Below are 25160 nucleotides of genomic sequence, written 5' to 3' on the forward strand. Positions count from 1 at the left end.
CCACGTCCGCCCGCATCTCCCGGCCCATTGTTCGTAATACGAACATTGGTCCGCCGCCTATCGGTGGTCGCTGATCTCCGTTTGATCACTCCTCGTCCGGCGCGCCGCCGCCCGATGCAACGATGTCCTCCTGCTTCACCTTCTCCACGTTGAACCGCTCCACCTTCGTCCGGATCGTCTTCAGCAGATCGTCCAGCTCCGGCAACTCCTTCATGAACCGCAGGGGATTGGCGCGCGCGACCACGAAGCTCTTCAGATACGGGCTGACGAAGCCGCGCGCCTTCAGCTTCTGCACGATCTCGCCGACTTTTTGATCGAGCTCCAACAGCATCGCCGCATGCCGCTCATGGCCTTTCAGCGCCTGTGCGAGCGCCACGTCGGAAAACGCCGTCAACCGCCGGACAAACGAGTGATAAACGCCGCCGCTGAAGCGCGCGTTCTGCTCGTAGCAAAGCCCCATGATGATGAACGAGGGCTCCTCGAAATAGTAGCCGCATTCCTTTTCGGACTTGTCCACGCGCTCTTCCATCAAGTGCCGGGAGATGCGCAGCACCTCGAGCGACTTGTCCTTCAGGTTGTGCGCTTTTTCCGTATTCAACGCCAGGATCTGCCACGCCACCTCGCGCTTCGGCACCACCAGCGCCGTGATCGACTTCGCCCCGAGCCGCCGCATCGCCGCCAGTCGATGACCACCGTTCGGCGTCCAGAATCCGCTCGGCGCCCTGATGGCGATGATCGGATCGAGGAAAATGCCCGTGCGATCGAGCACGTCGGCGAGCCGTTTGTGATGCGCATCCGACACGTCGCGCTGAAAGGGCGTCGGCTCGACCTTCTCCAGCGGCAGCACCGCGACGAGCAGCGGCTGCCCGCCGAGCGGATCCAGATACTGCCCGGCTACCACGCCGCCGCAGCGCTCCACCGCCTCCTTGGCGGCCAGGCACTCGCCGGAGAGTTCCGGGAGCACCGTGTCCGACGGCACCGCACCACGCGTGCCCGCCTTCGCCTTCCGGGGGCGCTTCCGCGCCGGCATTCGCCTCATTGTCGCTTTCGCCATAGGAAACCCAGGATAGGCCACACCCCGCGGTCTTCAACCGCGACGGCGATGCTCCTCCACTCCGCAGCGAAACCGCTGCCCGCTGCCGGCCTGTGCGGGATCGCCGGGCCGCGCCGCAACGGAGATCAAGTCGCGACGGCGGGTCGTGCAATTTCGGCGACGGGCGAGGCGAACGCCTGCGTGAACCTCTCCCGGATCCGGTCTTCGTCCGGAGCGTGCGCCAGCACGGTCACCTGATCCCAGCCCAGCAGCTGCGTCTCGCCTTTCGGGAGCACGACTTGGTCGCCCCGGGTGATGAGCGTGATGACCGCGCCCTCGGGCAGCGCCAGGTCGCGGATCCGCGGACCGGGAGTGTCCTTCGGGCCTGGCAGGTCGATCGTCACCACGTCGTAATCGCTTTTCGCCATGGTGATCATTTCGAGACTGAACAGCGCCTTGGGCCGCGCGGGTTGCGACAACCCGAGCCATTTCGCGACCAGGCCGAGCGTCGAACCCTGGATGAGGATCGACAGGAGGACGGCGAAGAACACCAGATTGAAGACCCGATTGCCCAGCTCGAGGCCCGCGGCGGCGGGATACGTTGCCAGCACGATCGGCACCGCGCCGCGCAGCCCGGCCCACGCGGCGAAAATCTTCGGTTTAAGTCCGAGATTCATTCCGACCGTGCCGAGGAAAACGGCAACGGGTCGGGCAATGAACGTCAGCACCAGGAACAGCAGCAGCCCCTGAATCCACAAATCCGACCATTCGCTCGGGAAGACGAGTAGCCCCATCAGCACGAACATGCCGATATTGACGATGGTCGAGAGCGCTTCGGAAAAATTCAGCACCCCCTGCCGGTGCACAAACGGCCGATTGCCCATGACGAACCCTGCCGTGAAGACGGCCAGCATGCCGCTCGCCTGCGCCAGTTCGGCCAGCCCATAGGTGAGCAGCACCAGTCCGACAAACAGGACGTAGTAGTAGCCCCGGTCCTGTGGCGTAAGCCGGTTGAACAGCCAGATGGAGATCCGGCCGATCACGTATCCGAAGATGGGACCGGCGCCGAATTTCCAAAAGAAGAGCAGCACGGTGAGGCCGCTGAACTGCTCTCCGGACGCCAGCGTCGCCACGGCCACGGTGGTCAGCAGGATCGCCATCGGGTCGTTCGCGGCGCTCTCGATCTCCACCGTCGACGACAGCTGCGTCGGCAGCGACTGCCGGCGCAAAATGGAAAAAATCGCCGCCGCATCCGTGGACGAGATGATCACGGCCAGCAGCATTGAAAGCTCCATCGACCAGCCGAGGACCCAGCGCAGCACGGCGAAGGTCACCGCTGCGGTCAGCAACACGCCCCAGGTGGCGAGGCCGCCAGCCGGCAGCGCGACGGCGCGGAAATCCGCCCGCTTCGTCACGAACCCGCCGTGAAAGAGGATGAATACGAGCGCGAGGTTGGCGACCTGGTTCGTGAGCGCCATGTCGTCGAAGTGCCACAATTTCAGCACGTCGCTGCCGAAAAGGATGCCCGTCCCGAGCGCCACGAGGATGACCGGCACGCTCCAGCGTTCGAGCCAGACGGAGGCAAGCACCACGGCGACCAGCAGAGCGGGAAGAATCAGGTAAAGCGCAGGCGACATGGGGAAGCTGTGCGCCCAACTGAATGCGCGCGTCCGCCGCGTGCAATTTTACAGTGAAAAAATACGCCTCGCCCGCGTCGGTCGCCGTACCGCCGATGGCTCCGCCGCCGAGGCCGAGACCGCGGCGTCCAATAGCGGGGCGAGACCTCGCCCCGCCGGCTCGCGGCCTGCCGCTTACCCGCGCACGATCTGGATCCCGCGCGAACCGATCAGGCTTTCGCCGTGACGGCCGCGGGTGCTGTCGAGGGCGGCTGATACGAACCGGGCGTTTTCCGAAACGCGATGGCGAGCCGATTCCATCCGTTGATCGCGATGATTGCCAGCGTGAGGTCGACCAGATCCCGGTCGTTGAAGTGAGGTCTGACCTCCGCGTAAACCGCGTCGGGAATGGGATGCTGCGGGTGGAGTTGCGTCACCGCCTCGGTCCAGGCGAGTGCCGCGCGTTCGCGCTCGTCGAAAAACGGCGTCTCCCGCCAGGCGGACAGCGCGTACAACCGCTGCTCGGTCTCGCCAGCGGCGCGGGCGTCCTTCGTGTGCATATCGAGGCAGAAAGCGCACCCATTCAGTTGCGACGCGCGCGTTTTCACGAGCTCCAACAACCGGTGTTCGAGGTTCGACTCCCGCACATGCCGCTCGAGTCCGAGTATGGCCTTGAATCCTTGGGGCGACGCCTCGGCGTAGTTCAGTCTTTCTTCCATGGCGCACAGATGCCCCGCTTCGGTCCGCCGTCAATCGGCGGTGCGCTTCGTTTCCCAATCCGCGTTGGTCGCGGACGGCCCCTACGAATCGGGCGGCGCTACCGAGCTGTGCTACGACGGCTGAAACTGGTGCCAGGGGCCGGGATTGAACCGGCGACCAACCCCGACGCGTCGGGGCTGCTCTACTGTCCGCACCGAGCGCGTCGGTTGAGGTGCTCGACCGCTTTCGGGATTCTTCCAGCGCTTCAGCAGCCTCTCCATCATCGCGGCGGTAGCGCGATCCGGGAACTCACAACGGGCCGCCACCTGCAAATCGCCGCCAAGCCGCGCTGTTGTGGGCGTATGGCCCCGCCGATGTTCAGCGAGCCGGCGCCCAAAATTGCCAGTCATGCCGATGTAGTGCCGGCCCGAACCACCACGAAGAATGTAAACACTAAACACGAACTGGTGCCAGGGGCCGGGATTGAACCGGCGACCAAGGGCTTATGAGTCCCCTGCTCTACCACTGAGCTACCCTGGCGCTATTGACTGGTGCCAAGCTCACTCACCGGCGACCAACCCCGACCGAGTCGGGGCTGCTCTACCACTGAGCTACCCTGGCGCTAGGGAGCGGCTAACGTGCAGATTCCGTTTCGGAAATCCAACCTAAATTTCATCCGGCAAACCCTCCGCCTGGTCGTGGCACATTCGCGAAGGATTCGACGATTTTGCGGTGTTACCTCCGCTATCACCCGGCCATCGCCGGGCCGCTCTTCGAGTGAACACTTTGCGCGTCGGTCTCGTCTGCTGGTTTCTGACGGTCCCCACCCTGTCGATCGGCAATGGCAGCGCGGGACCGACCGCTTGGTCCGACTCTTCAGCGGAGTTGCGGCCAGACACCCTGACCGAGCGCGTGATTTGCGCTGATGATCACGAGCAGTCGTATGCGCTTTATCTGCCTTCAACCTACGCCACCGATCGCGCCTGGCCGGTGATCTACTGCTTCGATCCCGCCGGGCGGGGGAGCCGACCCGTCAAACTGCTGCAGGAAGCGGCCGAGCGGCATGGCTACGCCGTCGTCGGCTCGAACAATTCGCGCAACGGTCCGTGGCCGATCACCGCCGCCGCCGCGCGCGACATGATCGCCGACGTCGAAATGCGCTTCCGCATCGATCCGCGGCGGCGCTACGGCTGCGGGATGTCCGGCGGCGCGCGCGCCGCGTGCGCCGCGGCCGAAGATCACGGTTTCACCGCCGTGCTGGGTTGCGCCGCGGGATTTCCGAACAACGGTCTGCCGCGCACGGTTCAGTTCGGCTGGTTCGGCGCCGTCGGAGACGAGGATTTCAACTACACCGAGATGCGGGGCGTCGCCCGCGAGCTCGCAGAGCGCCGGATCCCGCACCGGCTCGCCCTCTTCGCCGGCGGACACGGCTGGCCGCCGGCGAGCATCGCCGATGACGCGCTGGCCTGGTTCGACCTGCAGGCGATGCGCGCCGGACTGCGCGTCCGCGACGAACCGCTCATCGCTGAGTGGCTCCGCGTCCGGAGCGCCGCCGCCGCGGCACAGGCAAATCCTGGCGAAAGCTTCGCGGCCTATCAGCAGATTGTCGCCGATTTCGACGGCCTCGCGGACACCGCCGCCGCCGCGCAAGCGGCGGCCACGCTGAAGGATTCCAAGCCCGTCCGCCGCGCCGTCGCGGCGGAGAAAAAGCTCCGCCGGCAGGAATCCGAATGGTTGACCGAGCTCTACGCCGCGCTGGACTTCGCGCAGCATCCGCCCGCACGTGATGTCGCCGCGGAAGTGTTCAGCCAGATTCCCACTCTCGGCGAGCCTGCCATGGGACGTGATCGCGAAGGCTCGTCAGCCGGGTCGGATTTCGGCTCAAACCGGCACTCACCGGCACTTGAATTGCGCAGTCCGGCGGCGACCGATCGGTTCGCCGGCATACGCCGGCTTGCCGCCGAACTCCACCGCCAGCGACGCGACAACGTGGCCGCGCGCCGCGTGCTCAGCCACGGCCTCTCGTTGCTCGAACGGGCGCGTTGGGCGGCAACGGAAAACGATTTCGCCACCGCCGACACCTACCTCGAAGCCATCACGATCCTGCACTCGGATGCGCCGGAAGCGTATTTTGCATGGGCGCGCACCTGTCTGCTGGAGCAGGACAAGCCCCGCGCGCGCGAGCTGCTGCGCACCGCAGTCGCCAAGGGATTCAACGACACGCCCCGCCTCGCCCAGCTCGAGCGCGAGTTGGCGGAGTGACGAGCATCGCCCTGCGAGCACCGAATGCCTCGCCTACCTCCGTGTCCGCTTCGATGGACCTGATCGTCTCGAGCATGAAGCCGCCGGCCCGTATTCTTCTGCTCGTTGGTCTCCTCTCGGCGTGGGACGCGATCGGCGCAGCTCACGCCCCCGCCATCCCGCCAATCCCACCCGACTCGATCGTGCGCTTGGATCCGCTGCGCGTGCGTTCACGGCCGATCACTTGCTTCGGGCTTGGCCTGAGGATTTACGTGCATCCGCAAACCAAACAAGTCGTTCGGATCATCGTGGAGCAGGTCGCTGTAGACTCCGAGGCCGCGGCGAAGCGCATCGCCCCGGGCACGGAGATTCTCAAGGCCAACGGCCGCGACGTGCGCACGCTCTGCGCGCCGTTCACCGCCGGCACCGAGTTCGCCCGACTCTTTTTGAACCGTCGGCGCGGCGATCGGATCGCGCTAGAGTTGCTGATGTCCCCCAACGCGAAGCCGCGACAGGTCACGCTCACCCAAGGCATCGTGGCCTACGCGCCGCTACCCTGGGAGCACTGGGACGATCAGCTCTGAGCGTCGCGCGGCTGAGTTTCGGTTTCGAAGTTCGGTGTTCGGAGGTCGAAGTTCGATGTTCACCGTCCACCGCCCACCGCCCACCGTTAGCGCCCTCATCCCTCAACCCTCAACTCTCATCTCTCAACTTTACGCCCTCCCCTCACCCGTCCTCCGGCCCGAGCCAGCGAAAATACGTGATCGCGAACCTCCGCTCATTTCCTTCCGGAGCGACTGGGGGCAGCCGCTGCACTACTGCCTCGCACCACGCTGTCGCTTCGACCTCGCCGTCGCGCTGCGGGTTGCGCGCTTCACCGTAGCCGCGAATCCGAAACGTGTCCGAGCGCACCGCCAGCGCCGGCGCGATCGCCGCCATGAATTCCTCCGGTGTGATCGGAGAAGGCAGATGATCCGCCAGCAACTCGCTGGCGCCGAATGCCGCTGCGCTCGTGAAAGGTGCATGCGCGATTTTCCCCGAGGCGGAGTTCGCCAGTCCGCGAGCGATGGCTCTGCCCTCCGTAATCATGTCAGCCTCGGACCATCGCTCGACGCCCGGCACCGCGTTGTAGGTAGCCAGGATGCTCCGCCAGACGTGTACGGAACTGGTATTCAGATTCACGACGCCGGAGCTGAGCGCCCCGTCGCGCACGACCAACGCGGTGAGCGTCACGTGGTGAAAATTGTCCTGCAGCGTCGACGGCGTGAGAGCCTTTGAGGGCAGAGGCAACTGCGCCAGCTGCGCGTAGCATGACGCGTCGACCAGCCGTGCATCATAGATTTCGACCGCGGTGCGCAGCCGGCCCTGGGCGGAGCTCGTCATTTCGCCCGCGAGCACCGGCCGCAGCCCGCCGGCCCCGAGCACCTCGCCCGGCGTGCGCACGCTCACCTTCACGCCTTCGTCCAGCACGAGGTAAGCATACGCACCGATCGTCGCTGCATTGCCGGGCGTGCCCGCCGTCTCGGCCACGGTGATTGGGATCACGCCCGCGATCACGTGTTCCGAATCGGTGACGCTCTTGCCGACACTGCCTTCGCCCACGAGCGCGACGGTCGCGAGTCCCGGCAACACTGCGGCCGAGGACGATTGCGCGCCTGACGCCAGCCAGCCGAGAAAAACGCCCTCCCCACTCCACACGCCACACCAATGCCGTGTGGTCTGCGCACCGCCTTCCGGAATGCCGCTCACCCCCGCCATTGCGGTGACACGCGCATCCGGTCCGGCCAGACGCTGCAGCTCACCGAGCCCCATTCGCAACGCGATCAACGCGTGCTGCCGCGCCTGTTGCCGGTCTCCCGTCGCGGTCGTCACCTGGGTTTGTACGCGAACGAGCACGCTGAGCGCATAGATCGCGAGCACCAGCAGCGCCAGCAACGTCACCACCAGGATGAGTGCAAACCCGCGCCGCGCATCGGCCTGCCGATCGTGGTTCACGGGACCTCCATCACAATCCGGATCCGCCGCACATAAACATGCGAGTGCATCTCGACCACGCTCCACCACCACGCCGCGTCGTCCGGTATTTCGCTCGGCCGCGACACCGCGCCGCGGCGGGATTCGATCGCGGCCAGCAACTGTGCACCTTCGTCGGTCAGCACCCGCAGCATCACGTCGGCCGCCACTGGAAACTCGTTTTGCTGACGCGCGTGATGCGAGGTGTCAGTCGGCGTCGCCGGAAAGATCCTTCTCAATTTGCCTGACGACTCGCGCCCATAAAGCCAGACGCCGAAGTCCACCACGTTCGAAGCGAGCGCGTCGGCCGAACTCGGGTTCATCACTGAAGCCGGCGTCTGCATCGGGGGAAATCCCGCCGAAGTGCTGACATACGCCGGCGCCTCCAGGTTGAATCCACTGCTCCACGTTTTCTCGGCTGACACCGCGGAGCGGGCCAGCGCGTAGCGCACCGCCGCCGGATTCCCCGCGCCCACTGATCCGCTTACCGGCCGGCGCACGACTTGATACGACACCGCCGCCGGAAGCGCACCCGCGTCGGCGTCGAGGTTCGTGGTCATGAACCGCAGCCATGCGCCAGACAGCCCGAATCGCGCTCCGCCAATCGTATCGCCTGCTCCCGATTCAAGCGGACCGCCGGCTGGTTTCATCAGTCCGCCCAGCTGCCAGCCGTGGTTCAGCAGCGCATCGGGCGAGTTGATCACGTCCACGGCGAGCCACGTGCGGCCGTCGCCGCGAAACAGTGCCGCCTGCAGGTCGCGCTCCAAGAGATTCAGCGCGAGCGTGGCCTGCGTCTGCGTGGAAAACCGATCCTGCGTCCGCTGCCAGAGTCGCAGCGTGCTCGTGGTCACCGCCAGCACCGCGGCCGCCAGCCCGGCGGTGATCACCACCGCCAGCAGCAGCTCGATCAGGGTGAACCCTCGCGAGGATCGTGGAGCTGCGCTCATGGATTCACCGCCAGCGCGAAACCAACCTGAGTTCGGTCGCTGCTTGCCACCGGGACGGCGACGCCCTTCAATCGGTGTGGCCACGACACACGCGCATAGAGCGGCAGCACGGCGGAGCCCGGCGTGTGCGCCAGCGGGCCGGAGTTGAACCGCCAGACTTCCACGAGGAAGTAATCTTCCTCTGTGCTGGCCGCGCCCGCGCTCGGCCGCAACGGCACTCCACTCCGCGGCGCCACGAACGCCAGTCCACCCTCGAGCGGCGCACGCATCACCGGTGCGCTCGTGGCGAGCGCTCCCAGCCCGTCGCGGTCCACGATGATCTGCAACTCCACCGCGAGTCCATCGGCGAGGTGCTGCGCCGTGAGCTGATCCGCCGATTCCGCAGCCTGGCGGTTCAACGAGGGCAGCAGCCCGAGGATCGCCACGATCGCCACCGCCACCACGCCGACCGCGATCACCACTTCCACCAACGAGAACGCGCGTGACGAGACCACGATGTTGCCCTCAAAAGCTCGCGCGATCGGGCACGCGCGTGACCAGGCCGTAGACGCTCAGCGTCACGCCGCAGGCTTGATCCGGCGTGATCAGCTGCACCGGCGGAACTCCCAGTTGCACGTTGCCGCGCGCGATCACGAGATCGCCCGTGTAGTTTGTCGTGCCCAGCGGAGAAAAAACGATCGCGGCCCAGTGCTCGATCGTGCCGCCGTTGATCGCCGCGTCCAGCTCGGCTCCGGCGAATTCGCTGCCGCGCAGCGCCGACGATCGCAGACTGTCGCCGTCCGACGGCCGCGTCCACACCACGCCCGACTGCAACAATCCGTTCACGTTGGCCGGTTGGCGCGGCATCACGTAGGCGCCCGGAGGCAGCGAGGCGGTGGCGAGCGTCTGCCAGCCCGCCGCGTCCTCGCTCTGCACCACGAGGTATCGCAGGTAACGCTCACGTGCCTGCGGACTCCCCGCATCCGCGTGGATCAGCAACCGTGCGTGCCGGCCCGTGGCCATCGCACGGGTTCGCGTTGCGACGAGCAGATTCGTCAGCGTGGCCTCCGCCGAGCGCAGCGCCGCGGCCTTCGCTCCGCCGGCCAACGCGGTGAACAGCACGGCGGCGAGCGCCGCAATGAGCGCCGCGACGATGATCAGCTCGATCAGCGTGAACCCGGGCGACTGCGCTCGTGCCGTGGGTCCTTCGCCGCTGCGCTGCCCGGCCGTGCTCATTTCCAGCTCAACACGAACTCCGGTCGCTCGGCGGTCGCACCCGGCAGGGTCGCGTAGAACACCACGCCGGCGCGCACGCCCGCTGCCGGAAAAACCGACTCGTCCGGCCGCAGCCCGCGCACCAACGGCAGCGTGCCGAAATCCGTCGCGTCGATCACGCCGTCGAGATTCCGGTCCACCAGCACCGCGATCTCGGTGTTGCCGAGGGGATCGCACAGCAACTGCGGCGCGTGCGCGTCGGGCGCGGCGAATTCCGCTTCGGGAAAACCGTGGAAGGCGATGCGTTTCGGGTTCTGCGCCAGCGCGGTACTGCCGCTCGTCAGCGGCGTGCCGTCGCGCCGGCGACCCGCGAGCGTATCGTGAAACACATGCTCCGCGCCGTCCGCGCCGGCGTTGACGAGGTTCGCCCCGGCGAACACCGGATAGTGTCCGTACTCGCTGCGAAACAGCTCGATCGCGGTGCTCCACTGGTTGAACTGCACGCGGGTCCTCGCCTTGTGCGCCGAAACGCGCGCCGCGTTCACCGTCGGAATCAGGATCGCGGCGAGCACGCCGATGATCGCCACGACCGCCAGCAGTTCAAGCAACGTAAATCCCTCCGCCGTCGCGCGCGATCGCGACGGCGCCCAACCGCAGACAGGGACAGCAACGGTCATCGGCTCGCGTAAAGGTTGTCGGCGTTCGCCGGCGCCGTGGTGTTGGGAAACCCGTCCGCGTTCAGCGAGAGCTCGTGCGCCTGATCCGGTCCACGCGAATAGAGCACGTAGTCCGAATGGGCCCGAACCGTGGCCGGCGCGCGATAGACGTAAACGTAGCCTTGTTCCCACGGGTCGAGCAGCTGTGGCCGCACCGTCCCGTCCGCTCCCGTCGTGTTCGCCGTCCGAAACCAGGCTCGGTCGATGAACGCCCGCCCCGAGATCGCCGCGCCCGACGGCGCCCGCAACCCGAGCAACGCCTCCAGCAACTCTCCCGCATCGTCGGTCCGCGGATAGTCGCCATACTGGCTGTAGTAGGATTCCAACCCCGACGCGATCGCCGCGAGCTCCGCGTGCGCCTCGGCCATGCGGCCGGACTCGCTCACGCGACGCCCGGCGCCGAGCACGATCGCCGCCAAAAGCGCGATGATTGTCAGCACCGCGAGCAACTCGATCAGCGTAAAACCGCCAGGGCCATTCGTCCGCTTCACGGGATAGCCATGCTCGCACACGTGATCCGGCCGCAGTCGCCCACCGCACGGACCCAAGGTGGTTCGAACACATCCGCTACTGGCAGCCGAGCTGGACTCCGGCATTTCGCAAGAAAACGGCGGCAGTCGTGCACTTTCAAATCCATTTTGCCAGAAAATGGCCGCAGCCTGGCGAGGTCGTCCCCCCTGGCCGGGCGAGTCACGCCTGGCTTTCCCGTCGTGCCGTTCCCGCTCGCGAAACCAGCGCCTCCCCGTTTTCACGACCATCGAACAGGATTTGGAAGGCGGGACCCGACCGCCGGGCGGGCCAAGACGACCAGCGAACATCGAGGGAAATCGCAGCCGGCCCGGCGTGGTCCCGTCCGCCCCCGGATTCCGCGCCAGCGACTCGACGGACAGGATGCCTCAACACGAGAGCCGCGCTTGCGGCGTGCGTCATGCCGAGCAACTTTCCGCGCGCCATTCCGTCGAGCGGCGCTGTCCCCAACCCGAACCTTCGATGACGTTCCCCTCGCTCCCCGCCCTTGCCCTGCTCCCGTTAATCGCGTGCGCCACACTTGCCGCAGAGAAGCCCGCCGCCGACAAGCCCATGCTCGGATCCAAAGTGTTCAAGTGGGAGGAACTGGTCGTGAAGCCCACCGAGGTCGGCGAGCGCCGCGACGTCGCCGCGAATCCCACGCCGACGATGACTGAGCTCGAGTGCCACATCAGCATGCTCAAATCCGGACTGACCTCGCATCCGCCGCACGTGCATCCGCAGGAGGAGCTGATCATCCTCACCGAGGGTGAACTCGAGGTTTACATCAACGGCGCGACCTCCCGCATTGGCCCGGGATCGCTGTTCTATTTTTCGTCCTGGGACGCCCACAACGTTCGCAGCGTCGGCGCCGTCCCCGCGCGCTATCACGTGTTCAATTTCCTGACGCCGAAGACGCGATCGAATCCGCCCTATCCCGCCGCTACGTCGGCCGCGCCAGCGATGATCCGCTCGCAGGTTTTTTCCTGGGACAAACTTCCCGTCGAAAAAACGAAGGTCGGCTTTCGTCGCGAGGTGCTCGATGGCCCGACGCCGACTTACGAACGGATCCGCTGCCACGTGACGACGCTCAACGCGCACGAAGCGCCGCATCCCGCGCACCACCACCCCGTCGAAGAGGTGATCATGGTCAAGGAGGGCGCCCTCGACGTGACAATCAACGGCCGAACCGAACGAGCCAGCACTGGCTCGGTTTGCTTTTTCGCCTCCAACGACGAGCACGGGTTGAAAAATGCCGGTGACGCGCCGGTGACCTATTACGTGATTCGCGTCGACACGGAAGCGACGCCGAAAGCAGCCTCGCTATAGAGCGTCGAGACACCTCGGCCGCTCGACAGCTGCGGAACGCGATCTGTAGGGCTGCCGCTCGCCGGCAGCCGGGAAACACGTGATGCGCCGAAACGCATCCCCCGCCGACGGCGGCTTCGACAGGCTCACCGGCGGCGAGCGCCGGCCCTACACAGGATTGCACGGCCGATCGGATGCCGTCATCACCGGCCTGATGCCTCGCGAAACCTGCTACCGCTGCTTCTGGCCCAAATCCCTTTGCTGGTGCGGCTCGATCACGCCGATGGCAACGCGCACGCGGTTCGTGTTCCTGATGCATCCGAAGGAATACAAATACGAGAAGGCGGGCACGGGCCGGCTCACGCATCTTTGCCTCGCCCACAGCGAGGTGCACGTCGGCATCGGTTTCGACACCTGCGCGCCGGTCCAGGCGCTCCTGGACGACCCGGAGAACTATCCGGTGCTGCTTTATCCCGGGGAACAGGCGCACAATCTCTCCACCGGCGGGCTTGCCGCCGCGGACCTGGGCGGACGCCGGCTTGTGATCCTGCTGCTGGATGCCACGTGGAGCGGCGCGCGCAAGATGCTCCGCTTGAGCCCGAGTCTGCAGCGGCTGCCGCGCGTGATGTTCACCCCGACGCACGTCAGCCGCTACGTGATTAAGCAGCAGCCTCAGGACGGCTGCCTGTCCACGCTCGAAGCGGTGCACGAAACCCTGCTCGCGCTGGCGCGCTGCGGGCTCGACGACTATCCGCTGCCCGCGCAACTGCTCGGGCTGTTCGAGCGCATGCAGACGTTTCAGATTCGCTGCGCGCTCGATCCCACGCGGGCGGGTTATCGTCGTCGGCCCTACAGTGAACCCGGTCAGCGCACCGCGCCGCATGGCCGCAGCGGCGCGCGCCGCAGCCGTTATCTGCGCGCGCCGGATGTGACGTACTGAAATTCCGGAAAGAAGTTGCGGAAACCAGGTAGGGCGCGTTCTGCTGGCCAGCAGAACGCTCCGCGCCGCGAGCACCTCTGGTCTGCGCGGCAGCGAGGGGACTCGCCGCCCTACCTCGGCATTACTTCTTCAGCGTCGCGCAGAACCGCGCCAGCCGCTCGACCCCCTTGCGGATAATTTCGTCGCTCGTCGCGTAGCTGAGCCGCAGGTAACCCTCGGCGCCGAACGCACTGCCCGGCACCGCGGCGACCTTTTCCTGCTCCAGCAACCGCGCGCAGAAATCCTGATCCTTCAGCCCGAAGCTCGCGATGTTCGGGAACAGATAGAACGCCCCCTCGGCCAGCAGGCAGGTGACGCCCGAAATCTTGTTGAGCTCGCTGTGCAGGAACTTCCGCCGGCGATCGAAGGCGGCGAGCATCGTCTTCACCGCGGCAGCCGTTTTTTCCTTCTCCTTCAAGGCCGCGAGTGCGCCGTATTGCCCGAACGTGGTGACGTTCGAGGTCATCTGGCTTTGCAGCTCGCCGATCGCCTTCGCGATCGGCAGCGGCGCCACGGTCGTGCCGATCCGCCAGCCGGTCATCGCGTAGGTCTTGGAGAATCCGGCGACGGTGATCGTCCGCGCCTTCGCCTCTTCGCTCAGCGTGGCCACGCACGTCGGCTTCATGCCGTCGTAAATCAGATGCTCATACATCTCGTCCGAGAGAATGTAGAGGTTGTGCTTCACCGCGACGGCGACAATCGCCTCCAACTCCGCGCGACTGTACACCGCGCCGGTCGGATTCGACGGCGAATTGATGATCACCATCTTCGTCTTCGGCGTGATCGCCGCCTCGAGCATCTGCGGCGTCAGCCGGAACCCGGTTTTGTCGTCGGCGAGCACGAACTTCGGCACCGCGCCCGCGAGCTTCACCATTTCCGGATAGCTGACCCAGTAAGGCGCCGGGACGATGACTTCGTCGCCCGGCGAACAGACTGCGACGACGCCGAGGTGACAGTTGAATTTTCCACCCGGCGAGACGACCACCTGCTCCGGCGTGACCGTGAAACCGTATTCGACGGCGTAACGCTCCGCGATTGCCTTGCGCAGCTCCGGGATGCCGGGCGTCGGCGCGTATTTCGTCTTTCCCGCTTTCAGCGCCGCGATGGCGGCCTCCTTGATGTGCTCGGGGGTGTCGAAGTCGGGTTCACCGGCGGCGAAACCACAGACATCTTCACCGGCCGCGAGCAGCGCTTTCGCTTTCGCGTCGATCGCAAGGGTCGGCGATGGCGAGACGTTTTTGGCCCAGATGGACAGGGGGAGTGGCGAGGTCGACATGGGAGGAGAGGACGAGCACTAAAACGGCAGCCACCGGGCAAAAGCAAGGCCCGACACAGGTCGGGCCCACGGCAGTCGCAGACTGCGGCCGGCAGCACAGCGGCGGCGCCGCCGTGCCCGGCAAAAAGAGCGTCGGATTACTTCCTGCCCTTGCCCGGCTTGACCGGGAGATCCTCGAGCGCGAGCCGCAGGAGCTCGCCCACGCTCGTGCCCTTCTTCTTCGCGTACCGCTTGAGCATCGCACGCTGGTCGGCCGTGATTCGCACCGAGATCTGGCGGTGCGGCACCGTGACGGGCTGGCATCTTTCGAAATCGAATTTGTCCATCGCCAGGCGGACAACTTCGCTGGCCGATGCGAGACCATGGCCATTGCGGATGGATTTGATCTTGGCGATCAGTTCGAGCGGCAGATCAAACGTGAGGGGAGCGGAACTTTTCTTGTTACGTGTTGCCATGGGTCGAAAGCTTGAGCGTTGAAATTCGGGTAGGGTCACCAAAACGCACACACATGCGTGGCGGAGCAACGATATTTTTTCGGATTTGGCAACCGGGGTCACCGATTCGCGCGCTCGTCGGGCGCCCGGATGATGTATCAGCTCTGCCCCGATGTGGCCGGAAGCACCGTTCCGGCCATGTCGGCGCGGTACCAGCGGGCCGTATCAGCCGGGTTCCGCGTCATCAGGCGCAAGCGGATACGATGCGGCGGTAGGCCGAGGCGTCCTCCCCGAGCCGTTCGACAGGCTCACGACGGGCCGTTTCGACGAACTCTTCGACGAGGTCAGGGTCCCGAACAGGGTCGAGGGCCGCGACTCACCGGGACGGTTCGCCTACCCGCCGAACCTCGTCGAAAAACTGGGATCTCGGGTAGCCTCTAGTCCTCGATCCGAGTCAACCGGTCCTCGGGCGGTGGCCGGACTGCCTCGGCCAGCTGCGCCGGCTCGAAGAGCGGCCCTGCAAACTCCAAACCGAGCGCGGCGGCCGTGACGCTCACGCGCGTCTTGTTGCGCGTCCGCTCGTCGCGAATGTCGAGCGTTTTGGGAATCCACTGGTCGTCGACCTTCTTCAGATCCACCAGGGAAAGCGTCTTCAACACCGCGCCGCGACGATCGAGGAGCTCGGTTTGCACCAGCGCATTGAACTGCGAATCCAAGTGTACCCGCACCCCGCCGATGTCGGGATGCCGCGCCGCGAATTCGGGCGGCGGCTGGAGCTCGATCACGTGCGCCGGCCGGCCGCGAAAACGGCGCAGCCCCTCGTAGGTGAACTGCTCCCAATAAACAAAGGGCATCTGCAGATCGAACGCCGTGAGCTCCGTGTCCGGGATGAGCGGATCGAGCAGCGTTTCGATGCCGAGTTGTTCCGGCCCGCGGCCCGGCTGCCAGCGCCACACGCCCGACTCGCGGCCGTTCTGAATCAGCAACCGCTGCTCCCCACCCGCCCCGTCCTCCGGCGTCAGGCTGACACGGGTCAACGGTCCGATCTCGTTGCGACCGCCCCACAGACGGCCGAGCACGAACCGCTCGGCGCCACGCCGCGGCATGATCCGCACCTGGAGTTCGAGATAGTAGTTGCCCGCGATCCCCTGCCGACGGAGTTGCTCCAGCGCCTTGCGCGCGTCGTCGGGATCGGGCTTGCCGATCGAAATCAGCGGCGGGCGGCTCGTCGTCCGGCTCGCCTGCGCCCACAGGGCCGGCGTGATCAGTCCCCCCGCCAGCGTTGCCAAGAGAAACGCCCGCCAAAGCCTGGCGGGCGCGGCTCTGCCAGAAAATCGCATGAACCTCAGGGCTGCTTGCCCGAATCCGCCGGCGGCGGGGTGGTCTGCGGCGCCGTGGCCGGAGCGGCCGTCGGCTGCTGCTGCGGGTTGACTGAGGCCGGAGCGGTGGCACCCGGTAATGCGGGCGCAGGTGCGGGAGTCGCCGGAGCCGTGATGGTCGGCAGCGCATCGCCCGCCGCAGCTGTCGCTTGCGTGCGCTGATACAGCCGGCCGAGGTAGAGCACGAACGCGAGCACGAAGAACGCGATCGCAGCATTGATGGTCGCCTTGCTGAGCACGTTGCTCGTGTCGGCGCCAAACGCCGCTTCGGCCATGCCCCCACCCATCGCCGCGCCCATGCCGCCGTCGTTCTTGGCCTTCTGCGCCAACACCACGAGGATCAGGAAAAGCGAGATGAGGATCAGGACAAACGTCAGGATCGCGAGGAGGATGTTCATCAGAAAGGGGCCAAAGCATCCGGTCCGCCCGCGGTTTGTCAACGATCCGGTGCAACACCACCCAGGAGGCCCGTTTCAGAGCCCGACATGGGCGGAATGCCCATCCCAGGTGGCCCGCTCGTCTTGCTCGTCGCAGAGTGAGCGGAGCCTGTCGCTCCGGCTAAATCGAGGCGATGGGGTCCTCCCCGAAAGGCAGCGCGACATAGAACGTCGCTCCTGCGTCCACCAGCCCCTCGGCCCACACCCGGCCGCCATGCCGGACAATGATCCGCTGCACGTTCGCCAGCCCGACCCCCGTGCCCTCGAATTCGCTCTCGGAGTGCAGTCGCTGGAACACGCCAAACAGCCGCTCGGTGTACTTCGGATTGAATCCCGCACCGTTGTCCCGCACGAACACGACGACTTCGCCGGACGCGCCCGGCTGGGTCCCCACTTCGATCACCGCCTCCGGGCGGCGCCGGGTGTACTTCACCGCGTTGCCGAGCAGATTCGCGAACACCTGCCGCAGCATCGCCACGTCTCCCATCACGTCCGGCAGCCGCGCCACCCGCCATTCGATGTTCCGGCCGACCGTTTCCGTCTGCAATCCTGCCCGGACTTCGCGCACGAGCTCGTCGAGCTTCACGACGCCGAATCGCAGCTCCGCGCGCCCGTTGCGCGAAAAGCTCAACAAATCGTCGATCAGCCGCCCCATCCGCTTCGCCGCGTCCGTGATCACCGTGAGGTAGCGCCGGCTCTGCTCGTCGAGGCTTTCCGCCGCATGCGCGGTGAGCATGCTCGCGAAGCCGTCGATGTGCCGCAGCGGCGCGCGCAGGTCGTGCGAGACGGAATAGGAAAACGACTCCAGCTCCTTGTTCGCGTGCTCGAGCTGCGCCGTTCGCGCCGCGACGCGCTGCTCCAGCTTCTGGGTCAGCGCCTGGATTTCGCTCAGCATGTCGTTGAATGCGTCGGTCAGAACCCCGATCTCGTCGTCGCTTTGTTTGACCGCCCGTACGGAATAGTCCCGGCGCCCGGTGACGATCCGCGCGCTTTCGGCCAGATGAAGGATCGGTCGCGTAATCTGATCCTGGAGCGAACGGGACAAGAGGAACGACACCAGCAGCGAGCACCCCGCGACCAGCAGCACGAGCGCCGCATAAAGCTGGAAGCGCGACATCATCGTGCCGAGATCCGAGCGCAGGTACAGCGTGCCGAGTTGCGCGCCGTTCTGCGTCACCGGTTGGAAGATGGTGAGCGACGAAAAGGTGAACGTCGTCACCGGTTCCGCGACCGCCGGCGGGATGTCTTCGGCGGACAGCTTGGCCGGATAACGCGCGAACACGCTGCCGGTGGAGGTGTAGATGACGGCGGCCGCCACATCCGGCTCGGCGCGCAAGGCCCCGAGAATTTCGGCCGCCGCTTCCGGGTTGTCGAAGGCCAGTGCCGCGGTGCTGTTGATCGCGACCACTTCGCCCAGCGTGTTGAGCGTGCGCGCCGCCGTGCGCCGGTAGGTCAGCCACTCGTAGGCGAAGAACGAAGCGCAGGTGAACAGCAGCACCGCGGCGGTCGCCAGCAGGTTCATCCGCGTGAGCTTGTAGCGAATGGAAACGCTTCGCCGCATCAGCGCATGCCCTCCGAGTCGGTGACGATTTCCGCGGTCCGCAACAGCTTGGAACTGATCACCAGCCCCGCCTGCCGCGCGGCATCGAGGTTGATCCGCAGCCGCACGCGTTGCTGATCCATCACAAGGTGGATCATCGCGCCGTGCCGGGCAAACGCGTTCGTGTCGCACACCGTCAGGATCGGCCGGGTGCGCAGGGCCTGCAGGATCGGCTCCGCGCGCTCACCTTCCGATCCACTCATGAACAGGACATGGCAACGATCAATCTCCGCGACGCTGCCGTACCGTTTCACCACCAACGCGTGGCCATTCACCTTCTGGCCCCGCAACACCTCGTCGAGGTAGAGCCCGAACGGGTCGGCCCCCAGCACACCAATCACCACCTCATCAGCCTGCGCGGCGACGTCCCGCGGCCACTCCACGAACCGCGCGAAGTTCGACAGAAACACCGCCTTGACCTGGAATTCCGGCGGCGCCTCGACGGCGGCGGCAACCTGCCCGCGGCCGAGCAACACGCTGCCGCACAACGACGCGAGGATGCGGAAAATCAACCCGCACAGCAGGGGCAAGCCGGGGCGCGGAAGTGCGCTGATGGACGCCATAAAGTTGTGCCTCACTGCTGCCGTTTTGACGGATTCGCCGCCACATCCAAACGCGTTTTCCCGGTAAATCCCCGGTAAACCGCTACCGGATAGCCTGACACTCCGCGCCTCGAATTGATCCCCGGCGCAACGCTCCGCGATTCCGGCGGCGCCATCGGGCATTTACCGCGCGCCGGACGCGGACTTGCCGGCGAACCCGGCGCCGTAGCGCTTCGCCCCGACGACCGGCACGCGCCTGCGCGACGCCCTCAGCTCTCGGCACGCGCCTTCGCGTCGGCTTCGATCACCTGGCTCAGCGTGGCGAGCGTCGCCTTCACCCGCGCTTTCACCGCGGCGAGTTCGCCGGCATTCGCCACCTGCTCGCGCGCGAAGAGATAGAACTTCATCTTCGGCTCCGTGCCGCTGCCGCGCGCCGCGAACGAGCAGCCGTTGCTCAGCGTCACGAAATAGAGGTCCTGCTTCGGGATCACCTCGCCGTCGGCGTCCCGTATCTCCTGCCGGCCGAAGTCCTCGAATTTCGTCACCGTCACGTCGCCGAACTTCGTCGGCGGGTTTGATCGATACGTTTCGAGAATCCGCCGGATCTTCGCATTCCCGCTCGCGCCCTCGTAGTAGAGGTTGATCGTGCCTTCGAGATAGAAGCCGTGCTTGAGGTACAGCTCGTCCAGATACTCCGGCACGGTGATCCCGCGGCCCTTCGCCGCCGCGCAGACTTCGGCAAACATCAGGCACGCCGCGTTGCCATCCTTGTCGCGGACGTAGTCGTTGGGCAGGTAACCATAGCTCTCCTCGCAGCCGAATGCGTAGAACGTGCTGTGCTGCTGCAGCAGTTTCACGCGTTTCTCGAAAGGGGTTTCGTCGTAGTCGAAATTCGCGCCCATCGCCTGCGTCAGCTGTTCCTCGTACCGGCGCATCTTGGCGGCGATCCACTTGAAGCCGGTCAGCGTCTTGATCACCTTCACGCCGTGGCTGTGGCCGATCGCGTCCTGCAGCTGCGAGGTCACGAAGGTGTTCACGATGCACACGTTTTTCGAGCCGGCCGGCGGCACCCAACCGATCTGCTTAAACTTTTCCAGCCGGTAGGCCGTCAGCAACGCGCCGATCTGGTTGCCCGTCAGCAGCTCGAGCTTCCCCTCACGATTGCGCACCGCGCAGCCCATCCGATCCGCGTCGGGATCGGTCGCGAGCACCACGTCGGCGCCGTTCTTTTCCGCCAGCGCCATCGCCATCGCGAGCGCCGCCGGGTTTTCCGGATTCGGCGACTTCACCGTCGGGAACCGCGCGTCGAACTCGAGTTGCTCCGGCACGGTTTCCACCGCGCAGCCGGCGTGCAGCAAGAGCGGCAGCGTCTGCACCGCGCCCGTGCCATGAATGTTGGTGAACACGATCGACAACCTGCTCCGCCGGAACACGCCGGGATCCACCGCCGCCGTGCTGGCCACCGCGAGATAGCGGTCGTCCGCATCCCGGCCGAGCGTGGTCACGCCGGTGAGCTGCTTGTCGACGTAGTCGGCCAGCTGCTTCAGCGGCACGGCGTTCACCTCGCGGACGATCCCCGCATCGTGCGGCGGCACGACTTGCGCGCCGTCGTCGAAGTACGCTTTGAATCCGTTGTCGTGCGGCGGATTGTGGCTGGCGGTGATCACCACGCCAGCGTGCGCCTTCAACCACCGCACGCTGAAGCTCAGCTGCGGCGTCGAACGCGGCCCGTCGAAGATGAATGCCTCGCCGCCGAGCCGCGTCCAGGTCGACGCCGCGAGTTCGCAGAAATGCCGCGAGAAATGCCGCACGTCATGCGCGATCACGAGCCGCGGCTTGGCGGTCACGCCGCGCGATTTCAGATACGAGCTCGTGTACCGGAACAGCCCGATCGTCGCACGGATCAGCGTGAAATCGTTCAGCACGTTCGTGCCGATCGCCGCGTGCTCCGGTGAACCGGTGCCGCCTGGCTGCGTGCGACCGAGTTCCGCCTTGGTCGACACTACGCCGATCGTCCGCCCACGCATGCCGCCGGTGCCAAACTCCAGGAAGCGATAAAACCGGTCGTTCAGCTCGCCCCACGCGCCTTGGGCGACGAGTTCCTCGATGCTCGCGTGCGCCCAGCCCGGCAGCGGCGCGGCGAGGAACGAGGCGATGTTGTCGACGGCGGCCGGCAGCAGCTGGCCATCGCGCCGGGCGTTTTGCAGACGATCGAGCGTTGTCATGAGAGCAGTGAAGCTAAATTGGAACGATGCGAAATTGAGAGCTTGGCAGCCCTCGGAGTCTTTGACCGCGGATTACACGAACGATCACGGATCCTAAACGAGACACAGAAGACCCCGCGGTCCAAGCCGAGAACATCCGCGTCGATCCATGGGAATCCGTGGTCGACCGGTAGGGAAAACAAGTTCCGTTCACGGGAGTCCGACTATTCGAGATAGAGTCCTTCACGCACTGCCGGCTTGGGCGACAATTTCTTCCACGCCTCCGCGAACGAGTCCTCGTCGTAGCCGAACAGCGGCGAAACCTCCATCGTGGTCGGCGGCAGCCCGGTGGCGTCCACCTCGACCGCGGCCCCGTTGGCAATCAACCAGCGCGCGAACTGCCGCAGCTGGTCCTTCCGGCACGTCTCCGGCGAATCCACCCCCTCGGCGTTCTTCACGGGCGAGAAATCGTTCTCCCGCGCGGTCTCGATCACCACCGGGTTCTTCGCGAACGGCAGCGCATCGAACACGAACATCTCGAACTTCACGCCATTCGGCTTCTCCGGCTTCACCGGCTGGCCGTTCGCCGTCACGGTCGGAATCTTCTTGTCCGCGCGATGAAACGGCAGCGTGTCCGTGCTCGCCGCCGCGGCCCCGGCGGTCGCGTGCAGGTGGCCCGCCATCCGGCGCACGAATTCGCGATCGAGCACGTGGATCGCGATGCTGCCGGCGATGTAGCGGAGGTGGCCCGCCGCATCCTTCTCGCGCTGCATCGCGAGCGGCATATCCGAATACTCGATCACCACGAGGCGGCCGTTCTGCTCGCAAAAATGTCCGACTTTCTCCTCGGGAAACGCCTTCGGCACCATCTTGCTCGACATCTCCGATCGGCGCAGCCGGTGCCAGCCGATGAACGCCGGGTCGATGCAGCGCACCAGCGGATTATCGACCTGAAAATAGCTCAGCGTGTCGATGCCCTCGCGCTCCATCAAATCGAGCGAGCCGCTGCGCTCCAACGCGCGGAGCGAGCCGCCATGGCCGTCGGGCGACATCGCGAGCCTGCCCGGCGACTCGAGCATGATCTTGCCGTCAAACGTCACCGCCGGCATCCGACCCTGCCGGAAGAAATGCACGCGACCGTGGTCGAGCCCGAAGAACGCGTGCTCCGTGAAAAACGATTCCGTCGCCTCGTGATTCTGGTGACTGGTCATGATGAACCAGTGCAGCGGCCGGCCGTAGCGCGTGCCGGCGGCGCGGATCTTTTCGGCAAAAACCTGGAACAGCGGCTTCTGCTTCAGCGGCGTGACCGGAAACGTGCCCTTCGGCCCGTTGTAGCCGAGCCGCGTGCCTTGCCCGCCCGCGACGGTGAACGCCGCTACGCGGCCCGCGCGCAACGCCTCCTCGCCGGCCGCCTTCGCTTTCGCCCACGCCGCCGCATCGCCGCCGTTTTTCGGCAGCGCCTCGTAGCGCGCCGGCTCGAGCCCGGTGAGATCCACGCCCGCCGCCGCGCCTTTGGCGAGCAGCGTGCGCGTGAGCCGCGCGATTTCCTCCAGATCGATCTCCGCCGCCTCGCTCAGCAGCCGGGCTTGCTCGTCGGCCGACAATCGGTCGAAGAAAGCGAACACCTGGCCTTGTCCGGCCTGTTGGAATTTTGCGATGAGAGGATGCTGAGCCATGCGGGAAAACGTTAATCTTCGAAACGAAAAATGTACTCCTCCGGCTTCGCGTATCCCAGCCGCCGGCGGATCACCTTTTCGACGTAGACCGGGTCGTTGCGCAGGCGTTCGAGGATTTTTTCCTGCTCCAGGAGCCGGGCTTCCAACTCGGCCAGCCGGCGCTGGCTTGCCGCCTCGAGCTGCCGCAACCGCGCATACTCCTCCCGCGCCTGCCAAAAATAGATCCCCGACGCCGCCCCGATTCCGAGGAAGAGCAACAGGTAGAGGCTGACGATGATCCGGCGCAGGCTCACAAAATCGGCCGTGATCAAACGCGCCCGCGTTTCGGCCACGCAAATCTTTTCCGGGCGACTGAACGCCCATCCGAGACTGTCGCCACCCAACGCCGAGCAGCGCCGGTGTTCGACCGGCGCACGCCCGAGCTCCGGGATCCCGCCTTGCCCGTACGACGAACCCGTCCTTTCGCCAAAAACATTTCAAAACTCCCCTTCCCTCCGCGAATTACCGGTTTAGGCGTGCGTTTTCCGGGCCGCCCGCCAGTTTCGGCCGAGCGATGTATCAGGAGTATTACGGGTTCAGGGAGATGCCCTTCAACATCACCCCGGACCCCCGCTTTCTCTACCTCAGCCCCACTCATCTCGAAGCGCTGCAGCATCTGAAATATGGTGTCGCCGAGAGGAAGGGGTTCATCGTCCTCGTCGGTGAGGTGGGCTGCGGCAAAACCACCCTGTGCCGCCGGTTCCTCAACGAACTCAATCCCGACCACTACGACACCGCCCTCATCCTCAACCCGCGCGTCACGGAGACGCAGATGCTCAAGGCCATCCTGACCGAGCTCGGCGAGACCAAGCTCGCTCGCAGCCAGGTGGACCTCGTCGCGCAGATGAACCGCGTGCTGCTCGATCGCATCGGCCGTGGCCGCGACATCGTCCTGATCATCGACGAGGCGCAGAACCTGAAGACCGATGTCCTCGAACAGATCCGGCTGCTCTCGAATCTCGAAACCGACAAGCAAAAGCTCCTGCAGATCGTGCTGATGGGTCAGCCCGAGTTGAAGGAAGTGCTCGCCCGCGAGGAACTCCGCCAACTCCGCCAGCGCATTCTCGTCCACTACGAGCTGCATCCGCTCTCCGCCAACGACGTGCGCCACTACATCCAGCATCGGATCACGCTCGCCGGCGGCACCGGCCGGCCGAACTTCACCAGCTGGGCGCTGCGCGCGATCCACCGCGGCAGCCAGGGCATTCCCCGCATCGTGAACAATCTCTGCGACCGCGCGCTGCTCGCGGCGTTCATCCGCGATTCCGACGAAGTCAATTACTGGGACGTCCGCCGGGCGCTCCGCGACATGACCAATCTCACCCGTTGACCGCGGAGCCGTTCTACCCTCTAGCTCTTCACCGTTTCCCCGCCTCGTGAGCCTGATCAACGAAGCCCTCAAAAAAGCCCAGCGGGCCCGCCATCAACCGGCCGCGGATGCGCCCGCGGCTGAGGCGGGCACGCAACCGATCGCCAAACGCGCGGCGCCGATGCGCGCGCAGACGGTGCTCATCGGATTCGCGGCGGCGGCCGCGTTGATCGTGGTCTCGGTGGTGCTCACGGTTTATCTGGTCAATCGGCCAAGCCCGACACCGCCGGCGCCCACACCGGCACCGGTGAGCACACCGAACGTGGACCTCAACGCACCGAGTCCGGTGATCGTCGCACCGCCGATCGCCGCTCCGATCACCTCCGCGCAGCCGGACGCCACGTCGACGACGGAACCCGTCACCCCGGCAACGACCGCTCCCGCCACCGCGGTGGCAGCCAAGCCTCCGAGCTCCGCGCCGGCAGCTGCATCCTCAACACCCGCGCGCGTCGAGCCCGCGCCGGTGACACCGAAGCCTCCGATCACCGCTCCCGCCACGGCTCCGACGTCCACTCCCACTTCGAACACCACCGTCGCGACCGCGACCGCCGCCCCCGCTCCTTCCGCCGCGGTACAGCGACCCGCCACTCGTCCGACCACGTCGCCGGCAGCGCCAAAGCCGGATCCGCAGATTCTGGCTTACATCGACACGCTCAAGGTCACCGGCATCCGCTCCTCGGGCACGGACAGCAAGGTCTTGATGAACGACCGCGTTTACCGGGTGAACGACATCGTCGAGCGCACGCTGGGAATCAAGTTGATCAAGGTCGCGCCCGACGCGCTCACCTTCACCGACGCGAACGGCTTCGTCTACACGAAGAACTTCTGAGCCGGCGCCGCAGTGTCGCCAGCTGGTGGAGCCCGCCGTCCTGGCGGGCTTTTTGTAGGGCCGGATCTCCCGATCCGGCCGTTTCCCCTTTCGTAGGGGCGCAGGCTTGCTGCCCAAGCCTC

Annotated in this window: 25 protein-coding genes and 1 tRNA gene; 6 read left to right on the forward strand and 20 right to left on the reverse strand. The window is 65.9% G+C overall.

Features of this window, described 5'->3' with window-relative positions:
* Positions 1-85: 85 nt before the first annotated feature.
* From OTER_RS18825 to OTER_RS18845, 5 genes are all read right to left on the reverse strand, one after another.
* A complete protein-coding gene (locus tag OTER_RS18825; RefSeq protein WP_012376531.1) occupies positions 86-1054 on the reverse strand; it encodes a hypothetical protein in 969 nt (322 codons plus the stop codon).
* Between the two features lie 125 nt (positions 1055-1179).
* Complete coding sequence (locus tag OTER_RS18830) at positions 1180-2670, reverse strand: potassium/proton antiporter (protein WP_012376532.1); 1491 nt, start codon at positions 2668-2670, stop codon at positions 1180-1182.
* Between the two features lie 209 nt (positions 2671-2879).
* Complete coding sequence (locus OTER_RS18840; protein ID WP_012376533.1) at positions 2880-3368, reverse strand: carboxymuconolactone decarboxylase family protein; 489 nt, start codon at positions 3366-3368, stop codon at positions 2880-2882.
* Between the two features lie 111 nt (positions 3369-3479).
* A complete protein-coding gene (locus tag OTER_RS27080; protein WP_158305482.1) occupies positions 3480-3809 on the reverse strand; it encodes a GIY-YIG nuclease family protein in 330 nt (109 codons plus the stop codon).
* Positions 3810-3813: 4 nt separating this feature from the next.
* A tRNA-Met gene (locus OTER_RS18845) sits at positions 3814-3888 on the reverse strand.
* Between the two features lie 237 nt (positions 3889-4125).
* On the opposite strand from OTER_RS18845, the gene OTER_RS24450 reads away from it, so the two are divergent.
* Complete coding sequence (locus OTER_RS24450) at positions 4126-5610, forward strand: alpha/beta hydrolase family protein (RefSeq protein ID WP_012376534.1); 1485 nt, start codon at positions 4126-4128, stop codon at positions 5608-5610.
* A gap of 41 nt (positions 5611-5651) precedes the next feature.
* Entirely contained in the window at positions 5652-6173 is a 522-nt protein-coding gene (locus OTER_RS18855) for a PDZ domain-containing protein (RefSeq protein WP_158305483.1), read from the forward strand.
* A gap of 142 nt (positions 6174-6315) precedes the next feature.
* Here OTER_RS18855 and OTER_RS18860 read toward each other — a convergent pair whose 3' ends face one another.
* From OTER_RS18860 to OTER_RS26290, 6 genes are read right to left on the reverse strand one after another with little or no spacing between them, the layout of a single operon-like run.
* On the reverse strand, positions 6316-7584 hold the full coding sequence (locus OTER_RS18860; RefSeq protein WP_012376536.1) for a hypothetical protein: 1269 nt from the start codon (positions 7582-7584) through the stop codon (positions 6316-6318).
* Positions 7581-8549 carry a PulJ/GspJ family protein gene (locus tag OTER_RS18865; protein ID WP_012376537.1) on the reverse strand — a complete coding sequence of 323 codons (969 nt, stop codon included), beginning with the start codon at positions 8547-8549 and terminating at the stop codon, positions 7581-7583. The genes OTER_RS18860 and OTER_RS18865 overlap by 4 nt, the downstream gene beginning before the upstream one ends.
* Complete coding sequence (locus OTER_RS18870; RefSeq protein ID WP_044891888.1) at positions 8546-9043, reverse strand: hypothetical protein; 498 nt, start codon at positions 9041-9043, stop codon at positions 8546-8548. The genes OTER_RS18865 and OTER_RS18870 overlap by 4 nt, the downstream gene beginning before the upstream one ends.
* A gap of 10 nt (positions 9044-9053) precedes the next feature.
* Positions 9054-9764, reverse strand: a complete 711-nt coding sequence (locus OTER_RS18875; RefSeq protein ID WP_012376539.1) for a prepilin-type N-terminal cleavage/methylation domain-containing protein — start codon at positions 9762-9764, stop codon at positions 9054-9056.
* A complete protein-coding gene (locus tag OTER_RS26720) occupies positions 9761-10420 on the reverse strand; it encodes a type II secretion system protein (protein WP_012376540.1) in 660 nt (219 codons plus the stop codon). Before OTER_RS26720 ends, OTER_RS18875 begins: the two co-directional genes overlap by 4 nt.
* The gene (locus OTER_RS26290; RefSeq protein ID WP_158305484.1) at positions 10417-10950 is read right to left on the reverse strand and encodes a type II secretion system protein GspG; all 534 of its coding nucleotides are present in this window, start codon (positions 10948-10950) and stop codon (positions 10417-10419) included. Before OTER_RS26290 ends, OTER_RS26720 begins: the two co-directional genes overlap by 4 nt.
* Before the next feature lie 499 nt (positions 10951-11449).
* On the opposite strand from OTER_RS26290, the gene OTER_RS26295 reads away from it, so the two are divergent.
* Together OTER_RS26295 and OTER_RS18895 are read left to right on the forward strand one after the other, a co-directional pair.
* Positions 11450-12295, forward strand: a complete 846-nt coding sequence (locus OTER_RS26295; protein ID WP_012376542.1) for a cupin domain-containing protein — start codon at positions 11450-11452, stop codon at positions 12293-12295.
* Positions 12296-12377: 82 nt separating this feature from the next.
* Positions 12378-13214, forward strand: a complete 837-nt coding sequence (locus tag OTER_RS18895) for a tRNA-uridine aminocarboxypropyltransferase (protein ID WP_237702389.1) — start codon at positions 12378-12380, stop codon at positions 13212-13214.
* Between the two features lie 121 nt (positions 13215-13335).
* Here the strand turns inward: OTER_RS18895 and OTER_RS18900 are convergent, their stop codons facing one another.
* The 9 genes from OTER_RS18900 to OTER_RS18940 form a co-directional block, all read right to left on the reverse strand.
* Positions 13336-14529: a pyridoxal phosphate-dependent aminotransferase gene (locus OTER_RS18900; RefSeq protein ID WP_012376544.1), complete on the reverse strand. Its 1194-nt coding sequence runs from the start codon at positions 14527-14529 to the stop codon at positions 13336-13338.
* 137 nt (positions 14530-14666) lie between these two features.
* Positions 14667-14984, reverse strand: coding sequence for a CopG family transcriptional regulator (locus OTER_RS18905; RefSeq protein ID WP_012376545.1), 318 nt, complete (start codon positions 14982-14984; stop codon positions 14667-14669).
* Positions 14985-15400: 416 nt separating this feature from the next.
* On the reverse strand, positions 15401-16252 hold the full coding sequence (locus OTER_RS18910) for an outer membrane lipoprotein-sorting protein (RefSeq protein ID WP_052300434.1): 852 nt from the start codon (positions 16250-16252) through the stop codon (positions 15401-15403).
* A gap of 56 nt (positions 16253-16308) precedes the next feature.
* The gene (gene secG, locus OTER_RS24460) at positions 16309-16740 is read right to left on the reverse strand and encodes a preprotein translocase subunit SecG (RefSeq protein ID WP_012376547.1); all 432 of its coding nucleotides are present in this window, start codon (positions 16738-16740) and stop codon (positions 16309-16311) included.
* Positions 16741-16900: 160 nt separating this feature from the next.
* Positions 16901-18340, reverse strand: a complete 1440-nt coding sequence (locus OTER_RS24465; protein WP_012376548.1) for a sensor histidine kinase, YfiR-like protein-associated — start codon at positions 18338-18340, stop codon at positions 16901-16903.
* A complete protein-coding gene (locus OTER_RS18925; RefSeq protein ID WP_012376549.1) occupies positions 18340-18942 on the reverse strand; it encodes a TOL_0243 family YfiR-like periplasmic protein in 603 nt (200 codons plus the stop codon). The genes OTER_RS24465 and OTER_RS18925 overlap by 1 nt, the downstream gene beginning before the upstream one ends.
* A 248-nt stretch (positions 18943-19190) precedes the next feature.
* The gene (locus tag OTER_RS18930) at positions 19191-21146 is read right to left on the reverse strand and encodes a phospho-sugar mutase (protein ID WP_012376550.1); all 1956 of its coding nucleotides are present in this window, start codon (positions 21144-21146) and stop codon (positions 19191-19193) included.
* 203 nt (positions 21147-21349) lie between these two features.
* The gene (locus tag OTER_RS18935) at positions 21350-22801 is read right to left on the reverse strand and encodes a UTP--glucose-1-phosphate uridylyltransferase (RefSeq protein WP_012376551.1); all 1452 of its coding nucleotides are present in this window, start codon (positions 22799-22801) and stop codon (positions 21350-21352) included.
* An 11-nt stretch (positions 22802-22812) separates the two neighbouring features.
* The gene (locus OTER_RS18940) at positions 22813-23133 is read right to left on the reverse strand and encodes an FtsB family cell division protein (RefSeq protein ID WP_237702390.1); all 321 of its coding nucleotides are present in this window, start codon (positions 23131-23133) and stop codon (positions 22813-22815) included.
* 251 nt (positions 23134-23384) lie between these two features.
* Here OTER_RS18940 and OTER_RS18945 point away from each other — a divergent pair, with 251 nt between their 5' ends.
* On the forward strand, positions 23385-24170 hold the full coding sequence (locus OTER_RS18945; RefSeq protein ID WP_237702391.1) for an ExeA family protein: 786 nt from the start codon (positions 23385-23387) through the stop codon (positions 24168-24170).
* 46 nt (positions 24171-24216) lie between these two features.
* A complete protein-coding gene (locus OTER_RS18950; protein ID WP_012376554.1) occupies positions 24217-25038 on the forward strand; it encodes a hypothetical protein in 822 nt (273 codons plus the stop codon).
* Positions 25039-25160 lie beyond the last annotated feature (122 nt).

The organism is Opitutus terrae PB90-1 (assembly GCF_000019965.1).
Lineage (GTDB): Bacteria > Verrucomicrobiota > Verrucomicrobiia > Opitutales > Opitutaceae > Opitutus > Opitutus terrae.